Here is a 23782-nt window from a genome sequence, read left to right as displayed (position 1 = left end):
CTAATAACGGGTCGCCTTTTTACTGCCGGGGGTTCAGGCCGGTTGGCCCTGGGCCATGACCTTGCCGCTGTGCATGCGCACCAGTTGGTCGGCGCAGTCGAAGTACCGGTCGTCATGGGAGATCACGATAATGGTCTTGCCCAGGCGTTTGAGGTCCGGCAGCAACTCGGTATAGAAGATCCGCCGGAACGTCGGGTCCTGGTCGGCCGCCCATTCATCGAATACCAGGATCGGCCGCTGTTCCAGCCAGGCGTTGATCAAGGCCAGGCGCTTGCGCTGGCCGGTGGACAGATCGGTGGTGGTAAACACCCCGTCACGCACGCTGACCTTGTGCGCAATCTCCAGCCGTTCCAGGTACTGCGTGGCATCGGCCGGGATCTGTGTGTCGCCCTGGACCACATCATCGAACAGGTAGTAGTCGGCGAAGATGGTGGTGAACAGCTGGCGATAATCGTCCCGGGTCTGTGCGGTGACCGCCTCGCCGTTCAGGCGGATCTCGCCCGTCTGGGGAGGGTAGAGGCCCAGCAGCAGTTTGATCAGGGTGGTCTTGCCGCAACCGTTCTCGCCGACGATAAACACGATATCGCCCTGGTTGATGGTCAGGTTGACCGGCCCCAGGCGAAACGCCTCGCCACCGTCAACGGCAGGAAAGCTGTACTGCACATTGCGCAGTTCCAGGCTCTGGATGTGTTGCTGGGGCGCGCCCTGTTCGCTGAGCAGCAGGTGCGGCTCAGGGGAGGAGAACTGTTCGGACAGCTCGGCAATCCGGCGAAAGGCAATCTGTGCGCGGCTGATGATCGGCAGCACACTGACCAGATGGTCGAGCGGGCCCTTCATGTACAACAGCACCAGTACAAAACCGCTCATGGCTGCCTTGTCGCTGCTCGGCCAGGTGTTTTCCAGCAGCAGGGCCAGGCCTATCACGATAAAGAACAGGGTCGAGCCAAAGGTCTTGGCCAGGATAAAGGTGTTCACCGCCTTGACCTGGGTTGCGCAGATCAGGTCGCTGATCTGCTGGATCCGCTGGGTGAACATGCGGTGCCGACGTGGGCGATGGATGCGCAGTTCCTTGGCGCCCTGGGCGATGGCGTGGTAGTGCTTTTGCAATTCGTCCTCGGCCTCGCGGGCCGCTTCGAAGCCGTGGATGCCGCGGGTCCGCGCCAGTACCTGGGCGCCGATGCCAATGCCCATGGCCAGGAGCATCAGGACGAATAGCGGCCAGGAGAGCAGCGCCAGGTAGCCGAGGCAACCCAGGGTCACGGTCATGGAAATGGTCAGTGGGGCGAAGGCGAAGGAGAAGTCGCTGATGGTGTCGATATCGTGGGTCAGCACCGGGATCAACCGGTGGCTGCGATAGCGTTCGATCTGGGCGATGGGGGCTGAGAGGACTTTCTCGCCCAGCTCCTTGCGCAACTGGGCGATGATTTTCTGGCCGACGGCATTGCTGCTCATATCCGAGATGATCGCACTGACCAGCGACAACAGGCACAAGCCGGCGAAGGCGAACATCACCCCTTGGGTCAGGCCGTTTTCGCTATTGAGGGCCAGGTTGATGGTGGCCAGCAGCACGGTGACGCTAAAGCCGCCGAGGATGCCCAGGGCGATGGACAGGGCGACGATGGGCCAGAAGGGTTTGAGCAGGATAAAGAGCTCGCCGATGGCGCTGAGCGGTTTGCGGGTCATGAACGCGGCTTCTCGAATAGGTTTAAAGGGCGTGGTCGTCAAAGAAGGCTTCACGTTCCAGGCGCAGCAGGGCGGCTTTCTTGTGGGCCAATTGGATGTCCTTCAGATGGCCGAAACCCTGGGATTTGAGAAAGTCGATCTGACGGTCATGGTCGATCCGCGGTTCGCCGAGAATGCGCTGGGTGCGCGGGTCGTCGAGGAACATGTAGTGCATCAGCGAGCGAAACCAGGCACGTAGCTTGCCAATGCCCTGGTGCTTGCTTTCGCCGACCACCACATGCCAGCCACGGTCGAAGTCGGCGACATCGTAGTAGGGCGCGATCCGGTCTTCCTTGCACCAGTACACCTCGAAATAGGCGAAGGGCTCGTCGTCGAAGCAGCCGATCAGCGGGTGTACGCGCGGGTCGTCGAGCATCTCGCGCAGGTAGGCCGCATGTTCTTCAAGGCTGCCGGTCTGTTCCCAGAAAAACGCCACCTGCTCCAGGTTCATCCAGCGGTTGAATGCCTCCAGGTCCTTGTGCGGATCGATGGTGCGCAGGCTGAACGTGGTGTTCAGCCGTGGCAGCCAGCGCCGGTAGACTTCGCCGGCGGGAATCGGTGGGCGCTGGGGGTGGCGTTTTTCGCCGCTAAAGCGGTAGATCGGTGCGGTGTGCACGCTAGCCGGCGCTGTGAGCCAGGGCTGCGGCTGTTGCCAGAACGTCTGGCGCAGGCAGCGCAGTTCGAAGGCGCCGTCATCGGTTTCGCTGAGCCTGTCGAAAATCCCCTGGCGCACGGCATTGACCGCGTACTCGCGGCCTACCGGCAACACCACGTTCAGTTGCGCGCATTTGTTGCGCTGGCAAAAGCGGCTCGCCAGCAGGGCCAGCAGGGCACTGGCGGGCAGGGTTTCGGGGAACTGTTCGAAGCGGATAAAGGCCTCGGTTTCACGGTAGGGCAGCAGGAGGCCGCCGTCGATGCGCAGGTGGCCGCTGTCGGCCGTTTCATCCTGGGCGGTGGCCTGGCGCCCGTCGGCCAGGGTCAGGCTAAAGGAGGGTAGGTTCATGAGGCTTCCTATGGAGGGTCGTTCGCGACCGAGACTCAGGTGCTGTCCATAGATAAAGACGAACGACCCTCCACGATGTTTAAGCGCTCAGCGTACCTGCCATCCCCCGCCCAGTGCCTTGTACAGCGCGACGCTGGCCTTGATCCGCGAGAGGCGCAGTTGCACGTCCAGATCCTGGGCCTGGTAGAGCGTGCGCTGGGTTTCGAGCACCGTGAGCAGGTCTTCGGCACCGGCCTGGTAGCGGCTTTCGGCGATGTCGAAGGCAATCCGCGCCTGGCTCAGTTCCTCGCTTTGCCACAGGCGCTGGCGGTCGAGGCCATCAATGCTGTTCAGGGCTTTTTCGACATCGGCAAAGCCGGCGATGATGCTGCCCCGGTAGGTGGCCAGCAGCTCCTGCTGCACCGCGCTGGCCTGGTCGCGCTCGGCGCGCAGGCGACCATTGTTGAAGATCGGCGCCGTCAGGCCGGCGGTCAGGGTGTAGAAGGGGCTGCGTAGTACCTCGGGGAAGCGATCCGCGCCCGAGCCCAGGGTCGCGCCGAGGTTGAGCTTGGGCAGCAGCGCCGCGCGGGCCACGCTGACATCGGCCTGGGCGGCGGCGAGGCGCGCTTCGGCGGTGGCGATATCGGGACGCCGGCTCAGCAGTTCACTGGGCACGCCGGCGCCGATGTCGGGCCACTGCACCTGGTCGAAGCGCTGGCCGTCCAGGCGCAGGTTCTGCACCGGCTCGCCGAGCAGGGCCGCCAGGACAATCAAGGCTTCGCGGGCCTGCTGTTCGAAGAGCGGCAACTGGCGTTGCTGGGTCGCGACCAGGCTTTTCTGCTGGGCCAGTTCCAGGGCGGTGGCCGAGCCCGAGTCGTAGCGGGTTTGTACCAATTGCAGGACGTGCTCGGCATTGCGCAGGTTGAGCGCGGCAATCGCCCCTTGTTCGTGCAGGGCCAGGGCCTGCATGTAGCTGTCGGCGACATTGCCCAGCAGGGTCAATTCCACCGTGGCCCGGTCGAACTCGCTGGCCCGCAGCAGAAATTCGGCGCTGTCGCGGGCGGCCGCGTTGGCGCCCCAGAAATCGACTTCGTAGCTGGTGCTTAGCGAGGCGCTGAAGCTGTTCACGGCCTTGCGGCCGGCACCGGCATCCAACTGGCTGTAGCCATCGCCGCGCAGCAGTCGTTCGCGGTTGCCCGTGAGGCCGGCGTTGACTTGTGGCAGCAAGGGGCCGCCGGCCATGACGCGAGCGGCCCGGGCCTGTTCGATCCGGGCTGTAGCCGCTGCAATGTCATAGCTGCCCCGTTGGGCCTGCTCGATGAGTTTTTGCAGCTGCGGGCTGGCGAACCGTTGCCACCATTGGGCATTGTCCTGCCGGGCCGCGCGGGCCGTCGGCGCGTGCCAGGCAGCGGGTGGTAGCAGGCCACTGGCGGGCGGCGTCACAGGCGCGGCGCAGGCGGCCAGCAACAGGCCGGCGGGCAAGAGGTAAACCGGTAAGGGGTGTCGGCGCGACTTCATCAAGGGCAGGCTCGTCATACGCTGGTCAGGGCCGCGACGGGGTCGAGGCGGGCGGCTTTGCGGGCGGGCATAAACCCGAAGATCACCCCTGTGACCAGGGCGCAGGAGAAGGCGCCCAATGCCGCTTCCAGGGAAAAGGCCACGGCCACCTTGCCCAGGGTCAGCGCACCGCCGACCAGCAAGGCCAGGCCGATACCGACCACGCCGCCGACCACGGTAAGCATCACTGCCTCGGTCAGGAACTGGCGCAAGATGTCGCGCTGGCGGGCACCGGTAGCCATGCGAATGCCGATCTCGCGAGTGCGCTCGCGCACCGTCATCAACATGATGTTCATCACGCCGATCCCGCCGACCAGCAGGGAAATCGCGGCAATGGCGCCGAGCATCAGCGACAGGGTGTTCTGGGTCCTGGCCTCGGCCTGGATCATCGCGGCATTGTTGGTCAGCTCGTAGTCATGGACCCCGTGGTGCAGCTTGAACAGCAGGCGGTCGATCACCTGTTCGGTCTCCTTGACCCGGCGCGCATCGGCGGCGCCGATCACCACGTATTCGGGATCATGGTTGCCGAACAGGCGGATGGCCGCAGTGGAGTAGGGCACCATCACGCGCTCGTCGCTGTCCGTCTCACCCGAACTGGCGCCCTTGCCCATCAGTACGCCGATCACCTGGAAGGGCACGTTCTCGATCAGCAGGTATTGGCCGAGCGGGTCGCTGCCGGCAAAGAACTTCTCTTTGGTTTTTTGCCCGATCACCGCCACGGCCGCTGCCGCCGCTTCGTCAGCCGCGGTAAAGAAACTGCCCTCGACCACCGGCCAGTTGAAGATCCGCATGAAGTCGGTGTTGGCGCCGCCGACATAGGTGGTCTGGTCGATATTGCCGTAGCGCACGCCGGCGTAGCCACCGTTGACCGGCATGATCATCTGCACCTGGGGCAGGGTGCCGATGGCGCGGGTGTCGTCCAGACTGATGATCCCTGAAGGTGCGCGCGGCGCCGCCGGCTTGCCGTTGAGGTAGATGATGTTCGAGCCGAAGGCGCCCATTTGCGCCATGACTTGGCGCTTGCTGCCTTCGCCGACGGCCAGCATCACCACCACCGAGGCCACGCCGATAATGATCCCCAGCAGGGTGAGGGCGGTGCGGAAGCGGTTGATCCACATCACCCGCCAGGCGGCCTTGAGCGCATCGATCAACTCGCCTTTCCAGGCGCCATTGTGTTCGCTGCCATCGTTCAGGCGCTGGCGCAGGTCGACGGCTTGCAGGGCAGGCGCGGCGGGGGCCGCACGCTCAGCCTGGGCGTTGTCGCTGATAATCAGCCCGTCGCGAATCTCGATGATGCGCTTGGCCCGCGCGGCGACTTCACGGTCATGGGTGATCAGGATCACCACGTGGCCCTGGCTGGCCAGTTCGTCGAGCAGGCTCATCACTTCGGCGCCGCTCTGGCTGTCGAGCGCGCCGGTGGGTTCGTCGGCCAGAATGATATGGCCACCGTTCATCAGCGCCCGGGCAATCGAGACCCGCTGCTGCTGGCCCCCGGACAACTGGTGCGGGCGGTTGCCGGTGCGCTCGCCAAGGCCCAGGCGGGTCAGCAGGGCGTTGGCCCGGGCATGGCGCTCGATAGCGGGGGTGCCGGCGTAGATGGCCGGCATCTCGACGTTTTCCTGGGCCGAGCCAGAGGGAATCAGGTGGTAGCCCTGGAACACGAAACCAAAGGCTTCGCGGCGCAGCCAGGCCAGTTCGTCGCCTTGCAGTTCGGCGACGTTTTCCCCGGCGAACAGATAGCGCCCACTGGTGGGGCGGTCGAGGCAGCCGAGGATATTCATCAGGGTCGACTTGCCCGAACCGGACGCGCCGACGATGGCGACGAATTCACCCGGATAAATACTCAGGCTGATCCCGCGTAGCACCTGGACCTCGGGGGTCTCGCTGCCGCCATAGGCCTTGCGGATATCCTGTAGGTCGATCAGGGGTGTGGGCATTCAACCACCACTGCCGACAGGTGCACCGATCAACAGGTGGTCGCCTTCGGCCAGCCCGTCGAGCACTTCGACCCGCAGACGGTCGCTGATGCCGGTGCGCACTTGGCGGGTCTCGACCTTGCCGTTGCGGGTCACCACCTGGGCGATCTGCTGCGTGCTGCGCGACGTGCCCTGCAGGGCGGCGACCGGGGCGGTGAGCACGTCGCGGGCCTGGTTGGCGACAAAAAACACCTGGGTGGTCATTTCAGCCATCAGCGCCTGATCGTCGTTGTCCACATCCAGCAATACGGTGTAAAGCACCACCCGCGCGCTGCCGCTCTTGGCACTGCTGGCCGGGCTGCCGCCGCCCTGGCTGACTTGCTCCAGCGGTTTGGGGGGCACCGGGAGAATCTGCCGGACCCGGCTTTCCCAGCGCCGCGTGCCACCGCTGAGCGTGGTGAAGTAGGCCTGCATGCCCCGTTTGACATGGCCGATATCGGCTTCGGAGACTTCAGCCCAGACCGTCATCGGCGACAGTTTGGCGATCCGCAGGATCAGCGGGGTTTGCTGCTGGGCGTTGAGGGTCTGGCCTTCGCGGGCGTCGAGGGCGACCACCGTGCCGGACATGGGGGCATAGATGCGGGTATAGCCCAGTTCGGCTTCGTCGCTGCGCAGGCTGGCCTGGGCCTGACGGATCTGGGCCTGGTACATGTCGATGCGGGCCTGGGCCTTGCGGGTCTCGGCGGCGGCGGTCTGCACGTCTTCTTCGCGGGTCGCGCCGCCGGCGGCCAGATTGCGCTGGCGCTGGTATTTCTGCTGCGCCAGGTCCAGTTCGGCCCGTTGCTGCTGGAGCTGGGCCTTGAGGTTTTCGATGGAGAAGCGCCCGGCATCGAGGCGGGCCTTCTGGGTCGAGGGATCGATTTCCACCAGCAACTGGCCTTCCTTGACCTCGTCGCCGACCTCGACATGAATACGCTGGATTTGCCCCGACGCCTGGGCGCCGACATCTACGTAGCGGCGCGGTTGCAGCGTGCCGATGGCGGTCACGCTGCTCTCGATATCACCCCGGCTGACCTGGACGGTAGCCAGGCCATCGCGGCCGGTCGGCCACCATTGCCAGGCGCCAAAGGCGAGGACGGGCAGCAGGCAGAGTGCGACAAGCAGGGTGCGACGGGCAGGGCGAGGGCGTTTCATGCAGGGTTCCGGCCAATGAACGTTGGCCCGTCTTTGTGCGGCGGCAGGCACCGACAGGCACGGGAGCTGTCAGTTAAACGAAAGCGGCAGACGGGAAATTAAACCCCGCTCGAACATCCGTTGGCTGAATGTTGCGGCGGGCAGTCGGCGGCTCTTTGAATCTATATGATAATTACTATAAATTACGCCGCAGCAAACTGCCATCATCGTATGTCCACCCGAGCGGTGTGCCATTTGTGCTCTAGGGAACGTTGCCGTCGAGATCGCGGCCGGGAGTCATGTTGGAAAGCTACTACCGCGAACTGGTGAATTTTCTCAGCGCCAGACTGGGTAATTCGCAGCAAGCCGAAGATGTGGTGCATGACGCTTACGTTCGCGTGCTGGAACGTTCCAGCCAACAGCCTATCGAGCAGCCGCGCGCGTTTCTGTACCGCACCATGCTCAATCTGGTGATCGACGGCCATCGGCGCAATGCCCTGCGCCAGGCCGAGCCGCTGGAAGTGCTCGACACCCATGAGCACTGCTTTATCCCCTCACCGCAGACCAGCCTCGATCACAGCCGGCGCCTGGAGCAACTGCAGGAAGCCTTGGCCGAATTGCCCGAGCGTTGCCGCGAATGCTTTCTGTTGCGCAAGATCGAAGGGTTGTCCCACCCGCAGATTGCCGAGCGCCTGGGCATCTCCCGCAGCCTGGTGGAAAAGCACATTGTCAGCGCCATGAAGCATTGCCGCATCCGCATGCGCCAATGGGATGGAGACTGATCCAGGTCAGTAAATTTCCCTTCAGCGTCCTCGTTCCTCTCAACAGACGGCCTGCTGTCGCGCTTTCGGGCAGCGGGCTCCCGTGCTTTTCCCTCTCTATCTGTTGAGAGATCTCTCCCGAGGACACTGCAAATGACCCAGGCAATCGCATCGGCCGTCGTTCATGATCTGATCGGCGTTGGTTTCGGCCCCTCCAACCTGGCACTGGCCATCGCCCTGCAAGAGCAGCAGCGCAGTCGAGGCGAACTGGATGTGCTGTTCCTCGACAAACAGGCCGACTACCGTTGGCATGGCAACACCCTGGTGACCCAGAGCGAGTTGCAGATCTCCTTTCTCAAGGACCTGGTGACCCTGCGCAACCCGACCAGCCCCTATTCGTTCGTCAACTACCTGCGCCATCACGGGCGGTTGGTGGACTTTATCAACCTGGGCACCTTCTATCCGTGCCGCATGGAGTTCAACGACTACCTGCGCTGGGTGGCCGAGCACTTCCAGGCCCAGAGCCGCTATGGCGAAGAAGTGCTGGCCATCGAGCCGGTGCTGCACCAGCAGCAGGTCGAGGCGTTGCGGGTGATCTCCTGCGATGCCCTGGGCCAGCAGCATGTGCGTACCACCCGTGCGGTGGTGGTCAGTGCCGGGGGGACGCCACGGGTGCCCGAGGCGTTCAAGGCCCTGCGCGACGATGGCCGGGTGTTCCATCATTCCCAGTACCTGGAGCGCATGGCCCAGCAACCCTGTGTCAATGGCCAGCCGATGCGCATCGCGATCATCGGGGGCGGGCAGAGTGCGGCGGAGGCCTTTATCGACCTTAACGACAGTTACCCGTCGGTGCAGGTCGACTGGATCATGCGCGGGTCGGCGTTGAAGCCGGCGGATGACAGCCCGTTCGTCAATGAAGTGTTTGCGCCGGCCTTTACCGACCTGATCTACCAACAGGACCGCGCCGAGCGCGAGCGACTGATCAACGAGTACCAGAGCACCAACTACTCGGTGGTCGACATTGACCTGATCGAGCGCATCTACGGTGTGTTCTATCGGCAGAAGGTCTCGGGTGTTGCCCGTCATACCTTCCGCAACCTGACGTCGGTGGAAAAAGCGGCGAGCACCGCCCAGGGCATCGAGCTGGCACTGCGCAACACGGCCAGCGGCGAGGCGAGTGTCCAGGGGTATGACCTGGTGATCCTGGCAACCGGCTATGAGCGTCAGTTGCATCGCCAACTGCTGGCGCCGCTGGCGGACTACCTGGGTGATTTCGAGGTGGGTCGCGATTACCGGTTGGTAACGGATGAGCGCTGCAAGGCGGGTATCTATATGCAGGGCTTCTGCCAGGCGAGTCATGGCTTGAGCGATACGTTGCTGTCGGTGTTGCCGATTCGCTCCGAAGAGATCGCCCTGTCGCTCTACGCGCATGCGCAGCGCCAGGGCAGCGAGCAGACGGTGCAGGAGTTGTTGCTGGCCACCGCCTGAGTCTGACGCCACTACCCAATGGCTCGCGGCGATGCCCACTGCGCCGCGAGCCCGCTGGTCTGGGTCGCAGCCTGACACTGGCAGCTACGTTCGGTGATACGACGGGTTCAGTCGCCGCTGCCCCAAGGCCGCGATGCTGAACCCCGGCTGAAGAAATGTGCGTTGCTTCGGCGAAGTACTTTCTGACGGTTTACTCTCCCAAAACCGAGGCGTAAGCTTCGCGCGTTTTCATCAATTGCGGAGACCCTCAGTGGGTACTAGTTCGAGTGACAGTAGTCGGCCGGTGTATTTGACCGGCACAGCTTCGGCTCGATAACGCGCAGTTTCCCCTGCCGTTGTCTCGCCGAAAAGCGAGAAGCGGCTTCCTGAAGCAGTCCTGCGGACAGCTTCGCGATTCCCCCTTTCAATCGACGCTGAATACCGTGTGACAGTCCGGCCTCGCCCGACTGCTGCGCTGGTTTGGACACGCCTGTCGTTCGCGACGGACGAACCCTGCCTGCCTGATCTTCGCGGTCCAGGCACGACGGGTGGTACCCGCCAGAAGGTTTCCCTTTCCGCCGCCATAAAGGGAGCAGCGCCATGCGCACTATCGCCATCCCATTGCGTCGCCAGCGACACCGCCCGGCACTGCCGGCCAGCCCGCGATCATTCCATTGACTGGCGGGCCAACCGCCCGCCCCGAAGAGCACTGAAACCATGACCGACTGTTCAAGATCTAGGCTGCTCGCGTAGTCACCCGTTGAGGGTGAGCGCGAGCAGCGCGGGAGTAGACAATGAAACTCACCCTACTGAAAGAATTCTTCGCCGGCTTCCTGCGGACCCGGCACTTTGCCCGGCACTTCCGGCGCCTGGCCCTGCTCGAAAGCCTGGGCGACAGCAATGTCAGCCGCGACGTCCCACCCACCTTGGCGCAAACCCTGGTGGCGGCCGCCCATGACACGGCCCCGCGCGCAATGGAAAAGCTCGCCGCCCACTCCGACGGCCTGAGCGAGCAGCAAGCCGATGCCCTGCGCCAGCAGTACGGCCTCAATGAAGTCGAGCACGAACAACCGCTGCGCTGGTGGACCCACCTGTGGCACTGCTACAAAAATCCGTTCAACCTGCTGCTGAGCCTGCTGGCCGTGATCTCCTGGTTGACCGAAGACATGAAGGCCGCCGTGGTGATTTTCGCCATGGTGGTGCTTTCGACCCTGCTGCGTTTCTGGCAGGAAGCCAAGTCGAACAAGGCCGCCGATGCCCTCAAGGCCATGGTCAGCAACACCGCTACGGTGCTGCGCCGGGATCTGGACGCCGGTGCGAGCCGACGTATCGAGTTGCCGATCAAACAGTTGGTGCCAGGCGATCTCATCGTGCTGTCGGCGGGCGACATGATTCCTGCCGATTGCCGGGTCTTGAGCGCCAAGGACCTGTTTGTCAGCCAGGCTGCGATGACCGGTGAGTCGATGCCAGTGGAGAAGTTCGCGCGGCAGGGGGATGCCCAGGCGCGCAATCCCCTGGACCTGGAAAACATCCTGTTCATGGGCACCAACGTGGTCTCCGGCGCAGCCACCGCACTGGTGCTGACCACCGGTAACAGCACCTACTTCGGTGCCCTGGCCCAGCGCGTCAGCGCCACCGACCGTGGACCGACCTCGTTCCAGGCCGGGGTCAATAAAGTCAGCTGGCTGTTGATTCGCTTCATGTTCGTGATGGCGCCCCTGGTGCTGTTTATCAATGGCTTTACCAAGGGCGACTGGATGGAAGCGCTGCTGTTTGCGCTGTCGGTCGCGGTGGGGCTTACCCCGGAAATGCTGCCGATGATTGTCACCTCGACCCTGGCCAAGGGCGCGGTGTTTCTATCGCGCAAAAAAGTCATCGTCAAACGCCTGGATGCGATCCAGAACTTCGGTGCCATGGATGTGCTGTGCACCGACAAGACCGGCACCCTGACCCAGGACCGGATTTTCCTGGCCCGGCATGTGGATGTCTGGGGCGAGGAATCCGATGACGTGCTGGAAATGGCCTACCTCAACAGCTACTACCAGACCGGCCTGAAGAACCTGCTGGACGTGGCGGTGCTCGAACATGTGGAAGTGCACCGCGAACTGCAAGTCGCCACGGCGTTTCGCAAGGTCGACGAGATTCCTTTCGACTTTACGCGTCGGCGTATGTCGGTGGTGGTGGCCGAGCAGGGTCGCCCGCACGTGCTGATCTGCAAGGGCGCAGTGGAAGAAGTGCTGGCCGTTTGCACCCGGGTGCGCCATGGCGAAGCCGAAGGGGCCCTGAGCGATAGCCTGTTGGCGCGGATTCGCCAGGTCACGGCGGCGTTCAATGAAGAGGGCCTGCGCGTCGTTGCGGTGGCGGCCCGGCCCATGCCGGACGGGCGCGATACCTACAACCTGGCCGATGAGCAGGGGTTGACCCTGATTGGCTATGTGGCATTTCTCGATCCACCCAAGGAAAGCACCGCGCCTGCGCTACGGGCGCTGGCCGAGCATGGCATTGCGGTCAAGGTGTTGACCGGCGACAACGAGCGGGTGACCGCGAAGATCTGTCACGAGGTCGGCCTGGCGCAACAGGGCGTGCTGCTGGGCAATGATGTCGAACGCATGAGCGATGCCGAACTGGCCGAGGCTGTGGAGCGCACCAATGTGTTTGCCCGCCTGACTCCGGCCCACAAGGAACGCATTGTGCGGTTGCTCAAGGGCAATGGCCATGTGGTCGGCTTTATGGGCGACGGGATCAACGATGCACCGGCCCTGCGCACCGCCGATATTGGTATTTCGGTGGACAGCGCGGTGGATATCGCCAAGGAAGCGGCCGATATCATCCTGCTGGAAAAAAGCCTGATGGTGCTGGAAGAGGGTGTGCTGGAAGGGCGTCGGACCTTCGCCAATATGCTCAAGTACATCAAGATGACCGCCAGTTCGAACTTCGGCAATGTGTTCTCGGTGTTGGTGGCCAGTGCCTTTATTCCGTTCCTGCCGATGCTGCCGATGCACCTGCTGGTACAGAACCTGCTCTACGATATTTCGCAAATCGCCATTCCGTTCGACAACGTGGACGAGGAGCTCCTGAGAAAACCCCAGCGTTGGCAGCCTGCCGATGTCGGGCGCTTCATGTTGTTCTTCGGCCCGATCAGTTCGATCTTCGACATCAGCACATTCGCCTTGATGTGGTATGTCTTTGATGCCAACACCCCGGACCACCAGACATTGTTTCAGTCGGGCTGGTTCGTGGTGGGGCTGCTGACCCAGACGTTGATCGTGCACATGATCCGCACGCCAAAGATTGCGTTTGTGCAAAGCCGCGCGGCCATGCCGTTGATGGTCATGACGGGCGTCATCATGGCGGTGGGGATCTTCCTGCCGATGGGGCCGTTGGCGCACTACTTTAAATTGCAGGCGCTGCCGTCGCTGTACTTCGTCTTTCTGCCGGTGATCCTGCTGGCTTACATGGCCCTGACCCAGGCGGTGAAAGGCTTCTACGTACGCCGGTTCGGCTGGCAGTAATCAACGGATAGACGCAGCGGCAAGTGACCAGCTTCAAGTGCAGGGCGTGCCCTTGCTGGCAGCTTGAAGCTTGCCACTGCGACCTAAAGGAAACGCTATGCAAGCCATCAATAACATCAACCTGACGTCCCTGGTCGACACCCTGGTCAGCCTGAGCGCGGCCTTTATTCTTGGCGGGGTGATCGGTTTCGAGCGCCAGTACCGCCAGCGCACCGCCGGTTTGCGCACCAATGTGCTGGTGGCGGTGGGCGCGGCGATCTTTGTCGATATGGCCAACCGCCTGGGCGGCGCCGAAGGCGCGGTACGGGTGGTCGCCTATGTGGTCTCGGGGATCGGTTTTCTCGGGGCCGGTGTCATCATGCGCGAAGAGGGCAATGTGCGCGGCCTCAATACCGCCGCGACCCTCTGGGCCTCGGCAGCCGTGGGCGCCTGCGCTGGCGCGGACCTGGTGCTCGAGGCCTTTCTCGGCACGTTGTTCGTGCTGGCGGCCAATACGCTGCTGCGTCCAATCGTCAACAACATCAACCGCCAGCCACTGGACGTGGTGTCGGCGGAAGTGACCAATATCGTCTACCTGATTGCCCGCCGCTCCGAGCAAAAGGCCGTGCTGGCCTTGCTGGAAGCCGAACTGGAGCGCAGCAACTACCCGGCGAGCGATATCGACGTGCATGCCTTTGGCGCTGACGAAGTGGAGATCGAAGCGACGCTGGCCACCACTTCGGTCGATGGCGACGAACTGGATGCGCTGATTGCGCGAATTTCCCGGTCGAGCCTGGTGGTCCAGGCGTTCTGGAGTCCCAGTACCACGGAATAAGGGGCTGCAAGCGACAAGCGGGCCGTTGCTGGCCGCTTGCTGCTCAGCGCGTGTTACTGATCGTCGAAATAGCGTTCGTGCCAATCCACCAGCGGTTGCGGTGAGTTGAGTTTTTGGCCGTAGATCACCGAGTAGGACAGGACGTTCTGCACGTACTGGCGCGTTTCGTCGAACGGAATGCTTTCGACCCAGACATCGAAGCCCAGGTGGTTGGCGCCCTTGAGCCACTGACGCACGCGGCCCGGGCCGGCGTTGTAGGCGGCAGAGGCGAGGACCCGATTACCGTTGAACTGGCCGTGGACCTGGCTCAGGTAGGCCGCCCCCAGTTGGATGTTCTTATCCGGGTTGAGCACTTGCTGGGGCGAGGCCAGAGGGATGCTGAACTTGCGTGCGGTTTCCTTGGCGGTTGCCGGCATCAACTGCATCAGGCCGCTGGCTCCCACGCCGGAGCGCGCGTCGTCCATAAAGGCGCTCTCCTGGCGGGTAATGGCAAATACCCAGCTTGAATGCAGGCCGCGGACCTTGGCTTCACGTACCAGGGTGTCGCGGTGGGCCATGGGGAAGCGGATATCCAGGTCATCCCAGTACTGGGCCTGGCTGATGGTACGGATCGCCGGGAAATACCATTTCAGGTCGTAGGCCAGCTTGGCCTGGGCGACCATTTCATCGCGATTGAAGACCCGGCTGACGTGGTACCACTCGCGCCGACCGTCGACGATCTGGCCGCGGTCATGGAACTCCAGCGCGCGGCGTACGCCCGGGGTGTTGCGCACCTTGTTGATCAACTGCTGGCTCAGCACCAGTGGCTTGTTATTGAGCTGGTAGGGGGTCTGCGAGCGATCGGCGGCGAGGAAGCCGTAGAAATCCCGCTCTTTGGCCACATCCTTGAACAACGCGATGGCTTGGGGGTTTTGTGGTTCGGCGAGTTCCAGGCTGCGGGCTTGCCAGTAGCGCCAGCGGTTGGTGCTGGCCAGGTCCTGGGGCAGCTTGCGGGTCAACTGGTAGGCGTCTTCCCAGCGGGCCAGGCGCAAGAGCAGGCGCAGGCGCCACTCGGTGACGGTGTTGTCACGCAGTTCCGGGTCGTACTGGGTCATGACATCCAGGGCGCGGCTGTCGAACCGCCGGGCCAGGGTCAGGCCGATTTCACGGGCAATCGCCACTTTTTCGTCACGGGAGAAGTGCATGCTGCTGGCATAGCCATCGAGCAGCGACAGGGCTTTTTGCGGGTCCTGGCGTGCCAGGCGGCGCAGGCCCAGGCCGACCACATCGGACATGGCCTCATTGACCGGGGTGAAGCGTGCCGGGTTGCTCAGCAACTCCGGCTTTTGCGCCACTTCGATCAACAAGCGGCCCTGGGCGCCCAGGGTCGGTAAGCCGTTGACCAGGCTGGTGGCCAGGCTGTAATTGCGGGCTTCGGCGGCCAGCTTGACGCGCTGCCAGCGTTTTTGCTCGGTCAACTGGCCCTCGGCGGCCCAGCGTTCGAACAGGGCGTCGCAGGCGCTGGGCTGGGACTTGCCGCTCAGCCAGAGTTTTTCCGCGCTGGCATAGCCTTCGGCGCGCAGGCCGTGGCTGAGTTGGTACTGGCCGTTGAGGCAGTCCAGCTCGGTGAAATTCATTTTCGGGTCGTAGTATTTGACGAAGGGTTGCCAGTCACCACGGTCTGCCAGCCAGCGCAACCAACGCAGCTTCATCCAGTTGGCCTGGGGCAGGTCGCCGTGTTCGGCGAGGAATTTCTCGATTTCGGCATTGCTGGCGGTTTTCAGGCGGGCAGTGAGCTCGTCGTAGGCCAGGTAAGGCGTCAGTGGGTAAGTGCGCAAGGCTTCGGCGTAACGCCGGTAGGGCCCGGTGTCGCCCTTGGCCAGCGCGCGCTTGGCTTCGTCGTAGTACTGGCGTTGTTGCGAGAGGTCGGCGGCCTGGGCGCTCTGGACAGCGCAGGTGGAGAGAAGCAGGCAGGATAAAAAGCTGACAAGACGGCTGCGCATGAGACTTCCGAACAGAAAACGTGGCGAGTGCCGACGGTGCCGACACTGATTGAACCGTAGCTTAGCCTTTTGCCAGCGACCGGTGAAAGCTTTGCAGGCCTGCAAGGGCACAGATGCAGGCAAATCCTGTCGCGGCGTCGGCCCGGGCGAAAATGCCGGCCGCCTGGGGGCGTAACTCAGGTAGAATGCGCGCCCGGTTTTTGGAGAAGATCATGACCCTGCTCAAATTCAGCGATGTGTCCCTTGCTTTCGGCGCGATGCCGTTGTTGGACAAGGTGTCCTGGCAGATCGCCCGTGGTGAGCGGGTGTGCATCATCGGCCGCAACGGCACAGGCAAATCCAGCATGATGAAGCTGGTCAAGGGCGATCAGAAGCCCGATGACGGCTCGGTCTGGCGTGCGCCCGGCCTCAAGATCGGCGAATTGCCGCAAGAATTGCCGGTCGCCGACGGGCGGACGGTGTTCGACGTGGTTGCCGAGGGCCTGGATGGTGTGGGCGAGCTGCTTGCGCAGTATCACCACCTGAGCCAGAACATCGTCACCGACGCTGATCTGGAAAAGCTGATGCACGTTCAGCACGACCTCGAAGCCCGTGACGGCTGGCGCCTGCAGCAATTGGTCGACAGCACCCTGAGCCGCCTGCAACTGCCGGCCGACAAGACCCTCGCCGAATTGTCCGGTGGCTGGCGTCGTCGTGTGCTGCTGGCCCAGGCCCTGGTGTCCGAGCCGGATCTGCTGCTGCTCGACGAACCGACCAACCACCTGGATATCGGTGCAATCGCCTGGCTGGAAGAAGCGCTGAGTGCCTTCCAGGGCGCGGTGCTGTTTATCACGCACGACCGGTCCTTCCTGCAGAACCTGGCGACCCGCATCCTCGAACTGGACCGTGGCGGTCTGATCGACTGGAACGGCGACTACGCGAGCTTCCTGGTACACAAGGAGGCGTCGCTGGCGGCGGAAGAAACTGCCAACGCGCTGTTCGACAAGCGCCTGGCCCAGGAAGAAGTCTGGATTCGCCAGGGCATCAAGGCTCGTCGCACCCGTAACGAAGGCCGCGTGCGTGCCCTCAAGGCCCTGCGCGTCGAGCGTAGCGAACGCCGCGAGCGCACCGGCAAGGCGAATATCCAGCTCGATACCGCCGACAAGTCCGGCAAGCAGGTGATGGTTCTCGAGAACGTCAGCTTTGCCCATCCGGGCGGCCCGTTCCTGGTCAAGGACTTCTCCATGGTCCTGCAGCGCGGCGACCGTATCGGCTTGCTCGGCGCCAACGGGACCGGCAAGACCACCTTGCTCAAGTTGATGCTGGGCGGGCTGGAGCCGGTCAGCGGCAAGGTCGAGGACGGGACCAAGATCGAAGTGGCCTATTTCGACCAACTGCGCCATCAGCTCGACCTGGAAAAGACCGTCATCGACAACGTGGCCGAAGGCCGCGACTTTATCGATATCGATGGCCAGAGCCGTCATGTATTGAGCTACCTGGGCGACTTCCTGTTCAGCCCGGCGCGTGCGCGTACCCCGGTCAAGGCGCTGTCTGGCGGCGAGCGTGCGCGCCTGCTGCTGGCCAAGCTGTTCAGCAAACCGGCCAACCTGCTGGTACTCGATGAGCCAACCAACGACCTCGATGTGGAAACCCTCGAGTTGCTCGAAGAGGTCCTGCTGACCTTCCAGGGCACGGTGCTGATGGTCAGCCACGACCGGGCTTTCCTCGACAACGTGGTGACCAGCACCCTGGTCTTTGAAGGTGAAGGCAAGGTCCGCGAGTACGTGGGGGGTTACCAGGATTGGCTACGCCAGGGCGGTTCGCCGCGTTTGCTGGGCGTTACTGAGAACAAGTCGGGCAAGGCCGAGCTGAATTCGGCTGTGGTCACGGCAGCCCCTGCACCCGTGGCTGCGGCGGTGGAGGCTCCGGTGGCGAAGAAGAAACTCAGCTACAAGCTGCAGCGCGAGCTGGAAGCCTTGCCGGGTGAGATCGATGCCAAGGAACAGCAGATTGGCGCAGTAGAAGCGGAAATGGCCGATAGCGGTTTCTATCAGCGTCCAGTGGCCGAGACGGCCGCAGTGATTGCGCGCTTGGAAACCCTGCAGGCCGAGCTGGATGCACTGGTCGAGCGCTGGGCTGAACTGGACGCCTGAACGAACGCCGGGCAATAAAAAGCCCGACCCCACGGATTGTGGGTGTCGGGCTTTTTACTGGTGCAGCGTTTTAGTTCTTGGCCAGGCGTACCGCGAGTACATCGCAAGGTGCACCGTGCAGCACGTCGTTGGCGGTGGAGCCGAGCAACAAGGCCAGGCCATGGCGACCATGGCTACCGACCACGATCAGGTCGCAGCCTTGCTCCTTGGCCAGATGGTGGATTTCCTGGCGTGGCTGGCCGTAAGTCAGGTGGCTGGTGTCTTTGGACAGCTCAGGGTATTTGACGATCAGGCGCTCAAGACGCTCCTTGGCCTGGTCGAATTGCTGCTGTTGCAGTTGGGAGAGGTCCATCGGCACATCTCCACCAAAGGCCATGGCCATGGGTTCGACGATATGCACCAGCGACAGCTTGGCGCCGTTGCTGACAGACAGTTCGCGAGCGCGGTGAATCACGGGATCGCATTCTTCGGTTAGGTCGACGGCGACCAGAATATGGTGGTAGGGCATGAGGGGCACCTCCTGAGGATTGCGATGAATAGAAGTATGGCTGCTTTCAAGCGGGTAGGTTCAGACCTGGATCAACCGCTCACCAAGAATCGGGAACTACTCATATGACGGTCTGGATAGTGGTGTCAATCCTTGCGGTGGTTCTGAGTCCGTTGGTCTGGTTGCGTCCGTCACGCCGCCACACTGGGCAAATGGCCGCGCGCATGGAGGCCAGACGCATCGGCCTGGGTATGCAACTGGCGCCGCAGGAGTGGCCACATTGGCTGGCCAAAGAGCCGCCGAGCCCGTGCCCGCAGTACCATCGGCCACGGCGCGCGAGCCAACCGGCCTGCTGGAGTTACTGGCAGATCACCCCAGGCGTGTGGGTCAATCAATGGCGCGAGGCGTGTGAGGACCCGGCGGTACTCACGCATTTGCAGACGTTGCCGGCGGATGTCTACAAGGTCGACGCAGACTCGCAGATCATTGCCGCGTACTGGGGAGAGCAGGGCGATGCGGCGGCGTTGCAGGCCATTGCCGCCACGCTCAAGGCGTTGGCTTGAGCGCAGCCGTGTTGGACAGGGTCGCTGCGGTGCTCGTTAGCTCGCCCCCGAGTGTGTAGCGCTCGCACTAGGGGCGATGCGGTTTACCGCGAGGATCCATGCGACGGGGGACGAATGCGGCGCGTGCGGCGATAGCCTGTGGCAACGGCGGCCGACTATTCAGTCCACCACCTGGTCGAGCATGTCGACCACTTCCCGATCGCTCAGCAGGCCCTTGTTCACCAGGTTTTGCGCCAGCAAAGCCGCAAACTTGGCGGTGCGATGGGTTTCCAGGTGCTTGAGCTCGGTCAGCGCGCTGTAAACCTTGTCGCCAGTGCACAGGCCGGCGATACGGTGCGGGTTCTGGGTCGGCATGTCGGGCGTCCTTGTTTTTATGGTTGAACCGATTCTATCGAGGCTATTTGGCGGGTATGTGACGGCGCTCGATCCGTTTCCCTGGATTCGCGCTTGGCCATAATGCTCGATTGCTCCCCCATCATACTGTTCTGCGGGCGACCTGCGTGGATGTGTTCCAGACAAGTTCAGCGCCGAAAACCAAGCGGCCCCGCAATGGCGGGGCCCGCAGGGCTGCTGTTACCAGCGTGGCGGGCCGTAGTAGCCGCGCGGTGGACCGTAGTAACCCCGTGGCGGACCATAGTAGACCGGCGCCGGCTGGCGGTAGTAGCCCTGGTAGTAGACCGGAGGCGGTGGGGCCTGCACGTAGATCGGCTGTGGCTGGTAATACACCGGCGGTGGCGCGTAATAGGTCGGTTGCTGTTGCACGTAGACAGTCCGGCTCGGGCTGGACATCGCCGTACCGACGATCGTGGCGCCGACCACTGCGCCCAGCAAGGCGGGGCCACCCCAACCACCGCCGCCATGAGCGCTGGCCTGGCCTGCGACCGCGAGTGCACCGATAAGCAAGGCTATCTTGGGGATTGTACGAATCATGACGGTTCCTCGGGTTTCCTGCCCCCGCGCTCGTGATAGTCGGACATTCTCGCGGGGATGCTTCTAAGACAGCGGTTTCTGGAAGTTCTGCGACGGTGTTGAGTAAATCTTGTGTAAGGTTTATCCCTGCTCCTCAATCAGAAATCTGATTTACGCAGGACCGTTTTCTAAACGACGTCATATGATCGACGAGAACCGGGCGCGGCCCCAATCCCGTCCATCTGAAATTATTCTCCAGGTAGTGAATATGCAGATAACCGCTGATAAGGACACCCAACTCTGCATGTCCCTGGCGGGGCGGCCGGGCAACTTCGGTGTGCGCTTCCACAATCACCTGTACGGGCAACTGGGGCTGAATTTCTATTACAAGGCATTCAGTACCGACGATCTGCCTGGCGCTGTCGGTGGTATTCGCGCCCTGGGTATTCGCGGTTGTGGCGTGTCGATGCCGTTCAAGGAGGCCTGCATCGAGCTGGTCGATGAGCTGGATGCTTCGGCGCGGGCCATCGAATCGATCAATACCATCGTCAACACGGGCGGGCATCTCAAGGCCTACAACACCGATTACCTGGCGATTGCCCAGTTGCTCGCGCACCATCGGATACCGCCGGGCACCTCGTTCGCCTTGCGTGGCAGCGGCGGCATGGCCAAGGCGGTTGCGTCGGCCTTGCGCGATGGGGGTTACCGCAATGGCTTGATCGTGGCTCGCAACGAGGCGGCAGGTCGCGCGTTGGCCGATAGCTGCGGATTGGCCTGGCAAAGCGAGTTGGGCCGGGAGCGGCCGCAGATGCTGATCAATGTCACCCCCATTGGCATGAGCGGTGGCGCCGAGGCACAGCAGTTGGCATTCGAGGAGGCCGCCGTCGAGGCTGCACAAATCATCTTCGATGTCGTGGCTAATCCACCGCTAACGCCGTTGATCCGGCTGGGGGAGCGCCTTGGCAAACAGCTGATTACCGGCCTTGAAGTGATTGCCTTGCAGGCTCTGGAGCAATTTGTCCTGTACACCGGTGTGCGCCCCAGCGACGAGCAATTCCAGCGGGCGATGCAATTTGCCAGGGGCTGAGCCAGCGAGGTGGGCGAGCGAGGCTCGCCCTTGTGTGCGGTTAGGCTTCGAGTCGTGACAGGCGTTCTTCGAGGGCGGCAATCCGGGCTTCGAGCTCTTCGATGCGTTCCAGCGCGACGCTGTTGCCGGCGCTGCGCTCCGGAGCCTGTTGGCGTGCCGCAAGAATGCTCTCGATATCTGCCGGATCGCCCAGGGCATGCATATAGCGGTCTTCGCGCTGGCCGGCCTGGCGCGGCAGTAGCAGGGCCAAGCCTCGTGCGATCAGGCGTTCAAGCTGGTGGACGACCTGCTCGCTGTCCTCGAAGTCATGCATTCGGCCGCTGCGGGTCAGCAATTCATTGACGGTTTGCGGGCCGCGCAGCAAGAGCAGGCCTATCAGGATAACCTGGGCCGGGACCAGTTCCAGGGCCTTGTCCACCCGATGTTCCCAGCGATCGGCGCGGCTGCCCATCACCAGGCGGGTAAAGCCGCGCCCTTCAAGCGTGCGCAGGCTCTGGCCCACCTGGCCCTGGCTCAAGTTCATCACCGGTTCGCGGCTGGTCTTCTGGTTGCAGGCGATGACCAGTGCGTTGAGGGTCAGCGGGTAGGTTTCCGGGCTGGTGGCCTGCTTTTCGATCAGGGAACCGAGAATGCGGATTTCCGTGCTGTTGAGTTGCAACGCCTCGCCGCTGGTTGCTTGTTCGGTGTTCATCGCGCTTTCCCTATGCTTTTGAAGGTTCTTAGCGTAGGAGTTTTACCGGCTAAAAGACAAGCCGCTTTGCAGCGCAAGCGGGGCTATAATCCGCCCTTTCCCTCCACGCCACTGCCTTGCGAGAGTTCCATGACTATTTCCCTCTACGCCGCTTCCATTCCGGTCTTCAAACAGATGCTCACGGCGCTCAGCAATGTGCTGACCAAGGCCGAAGCCGACGCCGCTGCACGCAATATCGAACCTTCGGTGTTTCTCCAGGCCCGCCTGGCGCCGGATATGTTCCCGCTGGTACGCCAGGTACAGATCGCCGTCGACTTCGCCAAGGGCGTTTCGGCGCGTCTGGCTGAGGTCGAGTTGCCCAAGTACGACGACAATGAGGCCACGTTCGCCGAGCTGCAGGCCCTGATCGCCAAGGTGCTGGCCTTTATCGACGGCTTCAAGCCCGAGCAGATCGATGGCAAGGAAGGTATCGAGATCATCACCCGCCAGGGCACCCCGAAAGAAAAGCGCTTCACTGGCCAAGCTTACCTGCTGACCTACGGTTTGCCGCAATTCTTCTTCCATATCACCACGGCCTACGCGATTCTGCGTCACAACGGCGTGGTTATCGGCAAGCGCGACTACATGGGCGCTTTCTGATTTCCTCAGAGGCCTGAAGCAAAAGACCCCGGCCGGATCATGGATCCGCCGGGGTCTTTTTTTGCCGGGTGTCGCGTGGGCTATGCCGCGCGTCCGGCCTTTTCTTCGCCGGCCATGCAGGCGGCTGCCGTGAACAGTACGTCGGTGGAGGAGTTCAGCGCGGTTTCGGCGGAGTCTTGCAGGATGCCGATGATAAAACCGACGGCAACCACCTGCATGGCGATTTCGCTGGGGATGCCGAACAGGCTGCAGGCCAGCGGAATCAGCAGTAGCGAGCCGCCAGCGACCCCGGAGGCGCCGCAGGCGCAAACCGCCGAGACTACGCTGAGCAGGATGGCGGTCGGCACATCGACCGCAATCCCCAGGGTGTGTACCGCCGCCAGCGTCAGGACGGTGATGGTGATCGCCGCGCCGGCCATATTGATGGTCGCCCCCAGCGGGATCGATACCGAGTAGGTGTCTTCATGCAGGCCCAGGCGTTCGCTCAGGGCCATGTTCACCGGGATATTCGCCGCTGAACTGCGGGTGAAGAAGGCCATCACGCCGCTTTCGCGCAGGCAGGTAAAGACCAGCGGGTAAGGGTTGCGACGAATCTTCCAGAACACGATGAGGGGGTTGATCACCAGGGCGACGAACAGCATGCAGCCGATCAGTACCACCAGCAGGTGCAGGTAGCCCAGCAGGGCGCCGAACCCGGATTCGGCCAGTGTCGAGGCCACCAGGCCAAAGATCCCCAGCGGTGCGAAGCGGATCACCATCTTGACGATCACCGACACGCCATTGGACAAGTCGCCCAGGACCTGGCGGGTGGTTTCGCCGGCATGGCGGATCGCAATGCCCATGCCGATGGCCCAGGCCAGGATGCCGATGAAGTTGGCGTTCATCAGGGCGCTGATCGGGTTGTCGACCACACTCAGCAGCAGCCCTTGCAGCACCTCGCCGATACCGCCGGGCGCAGCGACGGTCACGTCATGGGTGGCCAGGACGAGCGAGGAGGGGAACGCCATGCTGGCCACGACCGCGACCACGGCGGCCGCGAAGGTGCCAAGCAGGTAGAGGAACAGGATCGGGCGGATATGGGTTTCCTGGCCGTGCTTGTGGTTGGCGATGGACGCCATGACCAGGACGAAGACCAGGATCGGCGCCACGGCTTTCAGGGCACTGACAAAAACTTTGCCGATAAAGGCAACGGCGCGGGCCGCATCGGGGAGCAGCAGGGCTAGCAAAATACCGGCGGCCAGACCGATGGCGATCTGTGTGACCAGGCTGGTGCCGTATAGGCGTTGCAGCAGTGAGGGAGAAGCATTCATGAGGCAACTCTGGTTTTTATGGACAGCATGAAAGAAAAGCGCGGCAAAAAGAGCAGGCCGCATGGCGTTCGCGCGCAA

The 23782-nt window shown here is 62.9% G+C and carries 20 protein-coding genes; 8 read left to right on the top strand and 12 right to left on the bottom strand.

Annotated features, from left to right (window positions below):
- Positions 1-33: 33 nt before the first annotated feature.
- The 5 genes from NPS46_RS00370 to NPS46_RS00350 all read right to left on the bottom strand — a co-directional run bounded on the left by NPS46_RS00370 (position 34) and on the right by NPS46_RS00350 (position 7371).
- A complete protein-coding gene (locus tag NPS46_RS00370; protein ID WP_274104414.1) occupies positions 34-1683 on the bottom strand; it encodes a cyclic peptide export ABC transporter in 1650 nt (549 codons plus the stop codon).
- 22 nt (positions 1684-1705) lie between these two features.
- Positions 1706-2725: a GNAT family N-acetyltransferase gene (locus tag NPS46_RS00365; RefSeq protein WP_274104413.1), complete on the bottom strand. Its 1020-nt coding sequence runs from the start codon at positions 2723-2725 to the stop codon at positions 1706-1708.
- Positions 2726-2812: 87 nt separating this feature from the next.
- The gene (locus NPS46_RS00360) at positions 2813-4240 is read right to left on the bottom strand and encodes an efflux transporter outer membrane subunit (protein WP_425312669.1); all 1428 of its coding nucleotides are present in this window, start codon (positions 4238-4240) and stop codon (positions 2813-2815) included.
- Entirely contained in the window at positions 4237-6198 is a 1962-nt protein-coding gene (locus NPS46_RS00355) for a MacB family efflux pump subunit (RefSeq protein ID WP_274104412.1), read from the bottom strand. The genes NPS46_RS00360 and NPS46_RS00355 overlap by 4 nt, the downstream gene beginning before the upstream one ends.
- Positions 6199-7371 carry an efflux RND transporter periplasmic adaptor subunit gene (locus NPS46_RS00350; protein WP_274104411.1) on the bottom strand — a complete coding sequence of 391 codons (1173 nt, stop codon included), beginning with the start codon at positions 7369-7371 and terminating at the stop codon, positions 6199-6201.
- A 278-nt stretch (positions 7372-7649) separates the two neighbouring features.
- Between NPS46_RS00350 and NPS46_RS00345 the strand changes: the two genes are divergently transcribed.
- The 4 genes from NPS46_RS00345 to NPS46_RS00330 all read left to right on the top strand — a co-directional run bounded on the left by NPS46_RS00345 (position 7650) and on the right by NPS46_RS00330 (position 13904).
- On the top strand, positions 7650-8132 hold the full coding sequence (locus tag NPS46_RS00345; RefSeq protein ID WP_274104410.1) for a sigma-70 family RNA polymerase sigma factor: 483 nt from the start codon (positions 7650-7652) through the stop codon (positions 8130-8132).
- A gap of 132 nt (positions 8133-8264) precedes the next feature.
- Positions 8265-9599, top strand: coding sequence for a lysine N(6)-hydroxylase/L-ornithine N(5)-oxygenase family protein (locus NPS46_RS00340; protein ID WP_274104409.1), 1335 nt, complete (start codon positions 8265-8267; stop codon positions 9597-9599).
- Positions 9600-10372: 773 nt separating this feature from the next.
- On the top strand, positions 10373-13090 hold the full coding sequence (mgtA, locus tag NPS46_RS00335) for a magnesium-translocating P-type ATPase (RefSeq protein WP_274104408.1): 2718 nt from the start codon (positions 10373-10375) through the stop codon (positions 13088-13090).
- A 97-nt stretch (positions 13091-13187) separates the two neighbouring features.
- Complete coding sequence (locus tag NPS46_RS00330; protein ID WP_274104407.1) at positions 13188-13904, top strand: MgtC/SapB family protein; 717 nt, start codon at positions 13188-13190, stop codon at positions 13902-13904.
- A gap of 53 nt (positions 13905-13957) precedes the next feature.
- Here NPS46_RS00330 and NPS46_RS00325 read toward each other — a convergent pair whose 3' ends face one another.
- Positions 13958-15886 carry a transglycosylase SLT domain-containing protein gene (locus NPS46_RS00325; protein ID WP_274104406.1) on the bottom strand — a complete coding sequence of 643 codons (1929 nt, stop codon included), beginning with the start codon at positions 15884-15886 and terminating at the stop codon, positions 13958-13960.
- A gap of 61 nt (positions 15887-15947) precedes the next feature.
- Positions 15948-16100 carry a hypothetical protein gene (locus NPS46_RS00320; RefSeq protein ID WP_274104405.1) on the bottom strand — a complete coding sequence of 51 codons (153 nt, stop codon included), beginning with the start codon at positions 16098-16100 and terminating at the stop codon, positions 15948-15950.
- On the opposite strand from NPS46_RS00320, the gene NPS46_RS00315 reads away from it, so the two are divergent.
- Positions 16099-18018, top strand: a complete 1920-nt coding sequence (locus NPS46_RS00315; protein WP_274104404.1) for an ATP-binding cassette domain-containing protein — start codon at positions 16099-16101, stop codon at positions 18016-18018. The genes NPS46_RS00320 and NPS46_RS00315 overlap by 2 nt on opposite strands.
- Positions 18019-18088: 70 nt before the next feature.
- Here NPS46_RS00315 and NPS46_RS00310 read toward each other — a convergent pair whose 3' ends face one another.
- On the bottom strand, positions 18089-18526 hold the full coding sequence (locus NPS46_RS00310; protein WP_274104403.1) for a universal stress protein: 438 nt from the start codon (positions 18524-18526) through the stop codon (positions 18089-18091).
- A gap of 104 nt (positions 18527-18630) precedes the next feature.
- Here NPS46_RS00310 and NPS46_RS00305 point away from each other — a divergent pair, with 104 nt between their 5' ends.
- Positions 18631-19068 carry a hypothetical protein gene (locus NPS46_RS00305; RefSeq protein WP_274104402.1) on the top strand — a complete coding sequence of 146 codons (438 nt, stop codon included), beginning with the start codon at positions 18631-18633 and terminating at the stop codon, positions 19066-19068.
- A gap of 159 nt (positions 19069-19227) precedes the next feature.
- Here NPS46_RS00305 and NPS46_RS00300 read toward each other — a convergent pair whose 3' ends face one another.
- The gene (locus NPS46_RS00300; RefSeq protein WP_274104401.1) at positions 19228-19422 is read right to left on the bottom strand and encodes a hypothetical protein; all 195 of its coding nucleotides are present in this window, start codon (positions 19420-19422) and stop codon (positions 19228-19230) included.
- 219 nt (positions 19423-19641) lie between these two features.
- Positions 19642-19998, bottom strand: a complete 357-nt coding sequence (locus NPS46_RS00295) for a hypothetical protein (RefSeq protein ID WP_274104400.1) — start codon at positions 19996-19998, stop codon at positions 19642-19644.
- 247 nt (positions 19999-20245) lie between these two features.
- On the opposite strand from NPS46_RS00295, the gene NPS46_RS00290 reads away from it, so the two are divergent.
- Positions 20246-21064 carry a shikimate 5-dehydrogenase gene (locus NPS46_RS00290; protein WP_274104399.1) on the top strand — a complete coding sequence of 273 codons (819 nt, stop codon included), beginning with the start codon at positions 20246-20248 and terminating at the stop codon, positions 21062-21064.
- 40 nt (positions 21065-21104) lie between these two features.
- Here NPS46_RS00290 and NPS46_RS00285 read toward each other — a convergent pair whose 3' ends face one another.
- Positions 21105-21755 carry a YceH family protein gene (locus NPS46_RS00285; protein ID WP_274104398.1) on the bottom strand — a complete coding sequence of 217 codons (651 nt, stop codon included), beginning with the start codon at positions 21753-21755 and terminating at the stop codon, positions 21105-21107.
- A gap of 129 nt (positions 21756-21884) precedes the next feature.
- On the opposite strand from NPS46_RS00285, the gene NPS46_RS00280 reads away from it, so the two are divergent.
- Positions 21885-22394 (top strand): DUF1993 domain-containing protein, encoded by a 510-nt coding sequence (locus NPS46_RS00280; RefSeq protein ID WP_274104397.1) that lies wholly within the window; start codon positions 21885-21887, stop codon positions 22392-22394.
- 80 nt (positions 22395-22474) lie between these two features.
- Here NPS46_RS00280 and sstT read toward each other — a convergent pair whose 3' ends face one another.
- On the bottom strand, positions 22475-23704 hold the full coding sequence (gene sstT / locus NPS46_RS00275; protein WP_274104396.1) for a serine/threonine transporter SstT: 1230 nt from the start codon (positions 23702-23704) through the stop codon (positions 22475-22477).
- Between the last annotated feature and the right edge of the window lie 78 nt (positions 23705-23782).

The organism is Pseudomonas putida (assembly GCF_028682395.1).
In the GTDB taxonomy this organism is placed as follows: domain Bacteria; phylum Pseudomonadota; class Gammaproteobacteria; order Pseudomonadales; family Pseudomonadaceae; genus Aquipseudomonas; species Aquipseudomonas putida_AB.
The sequence above is the reverse complement of the archived record's forward strand: the minus strand, read 5'-3'. Positions and strand labels throughout refer to the sequence as shown.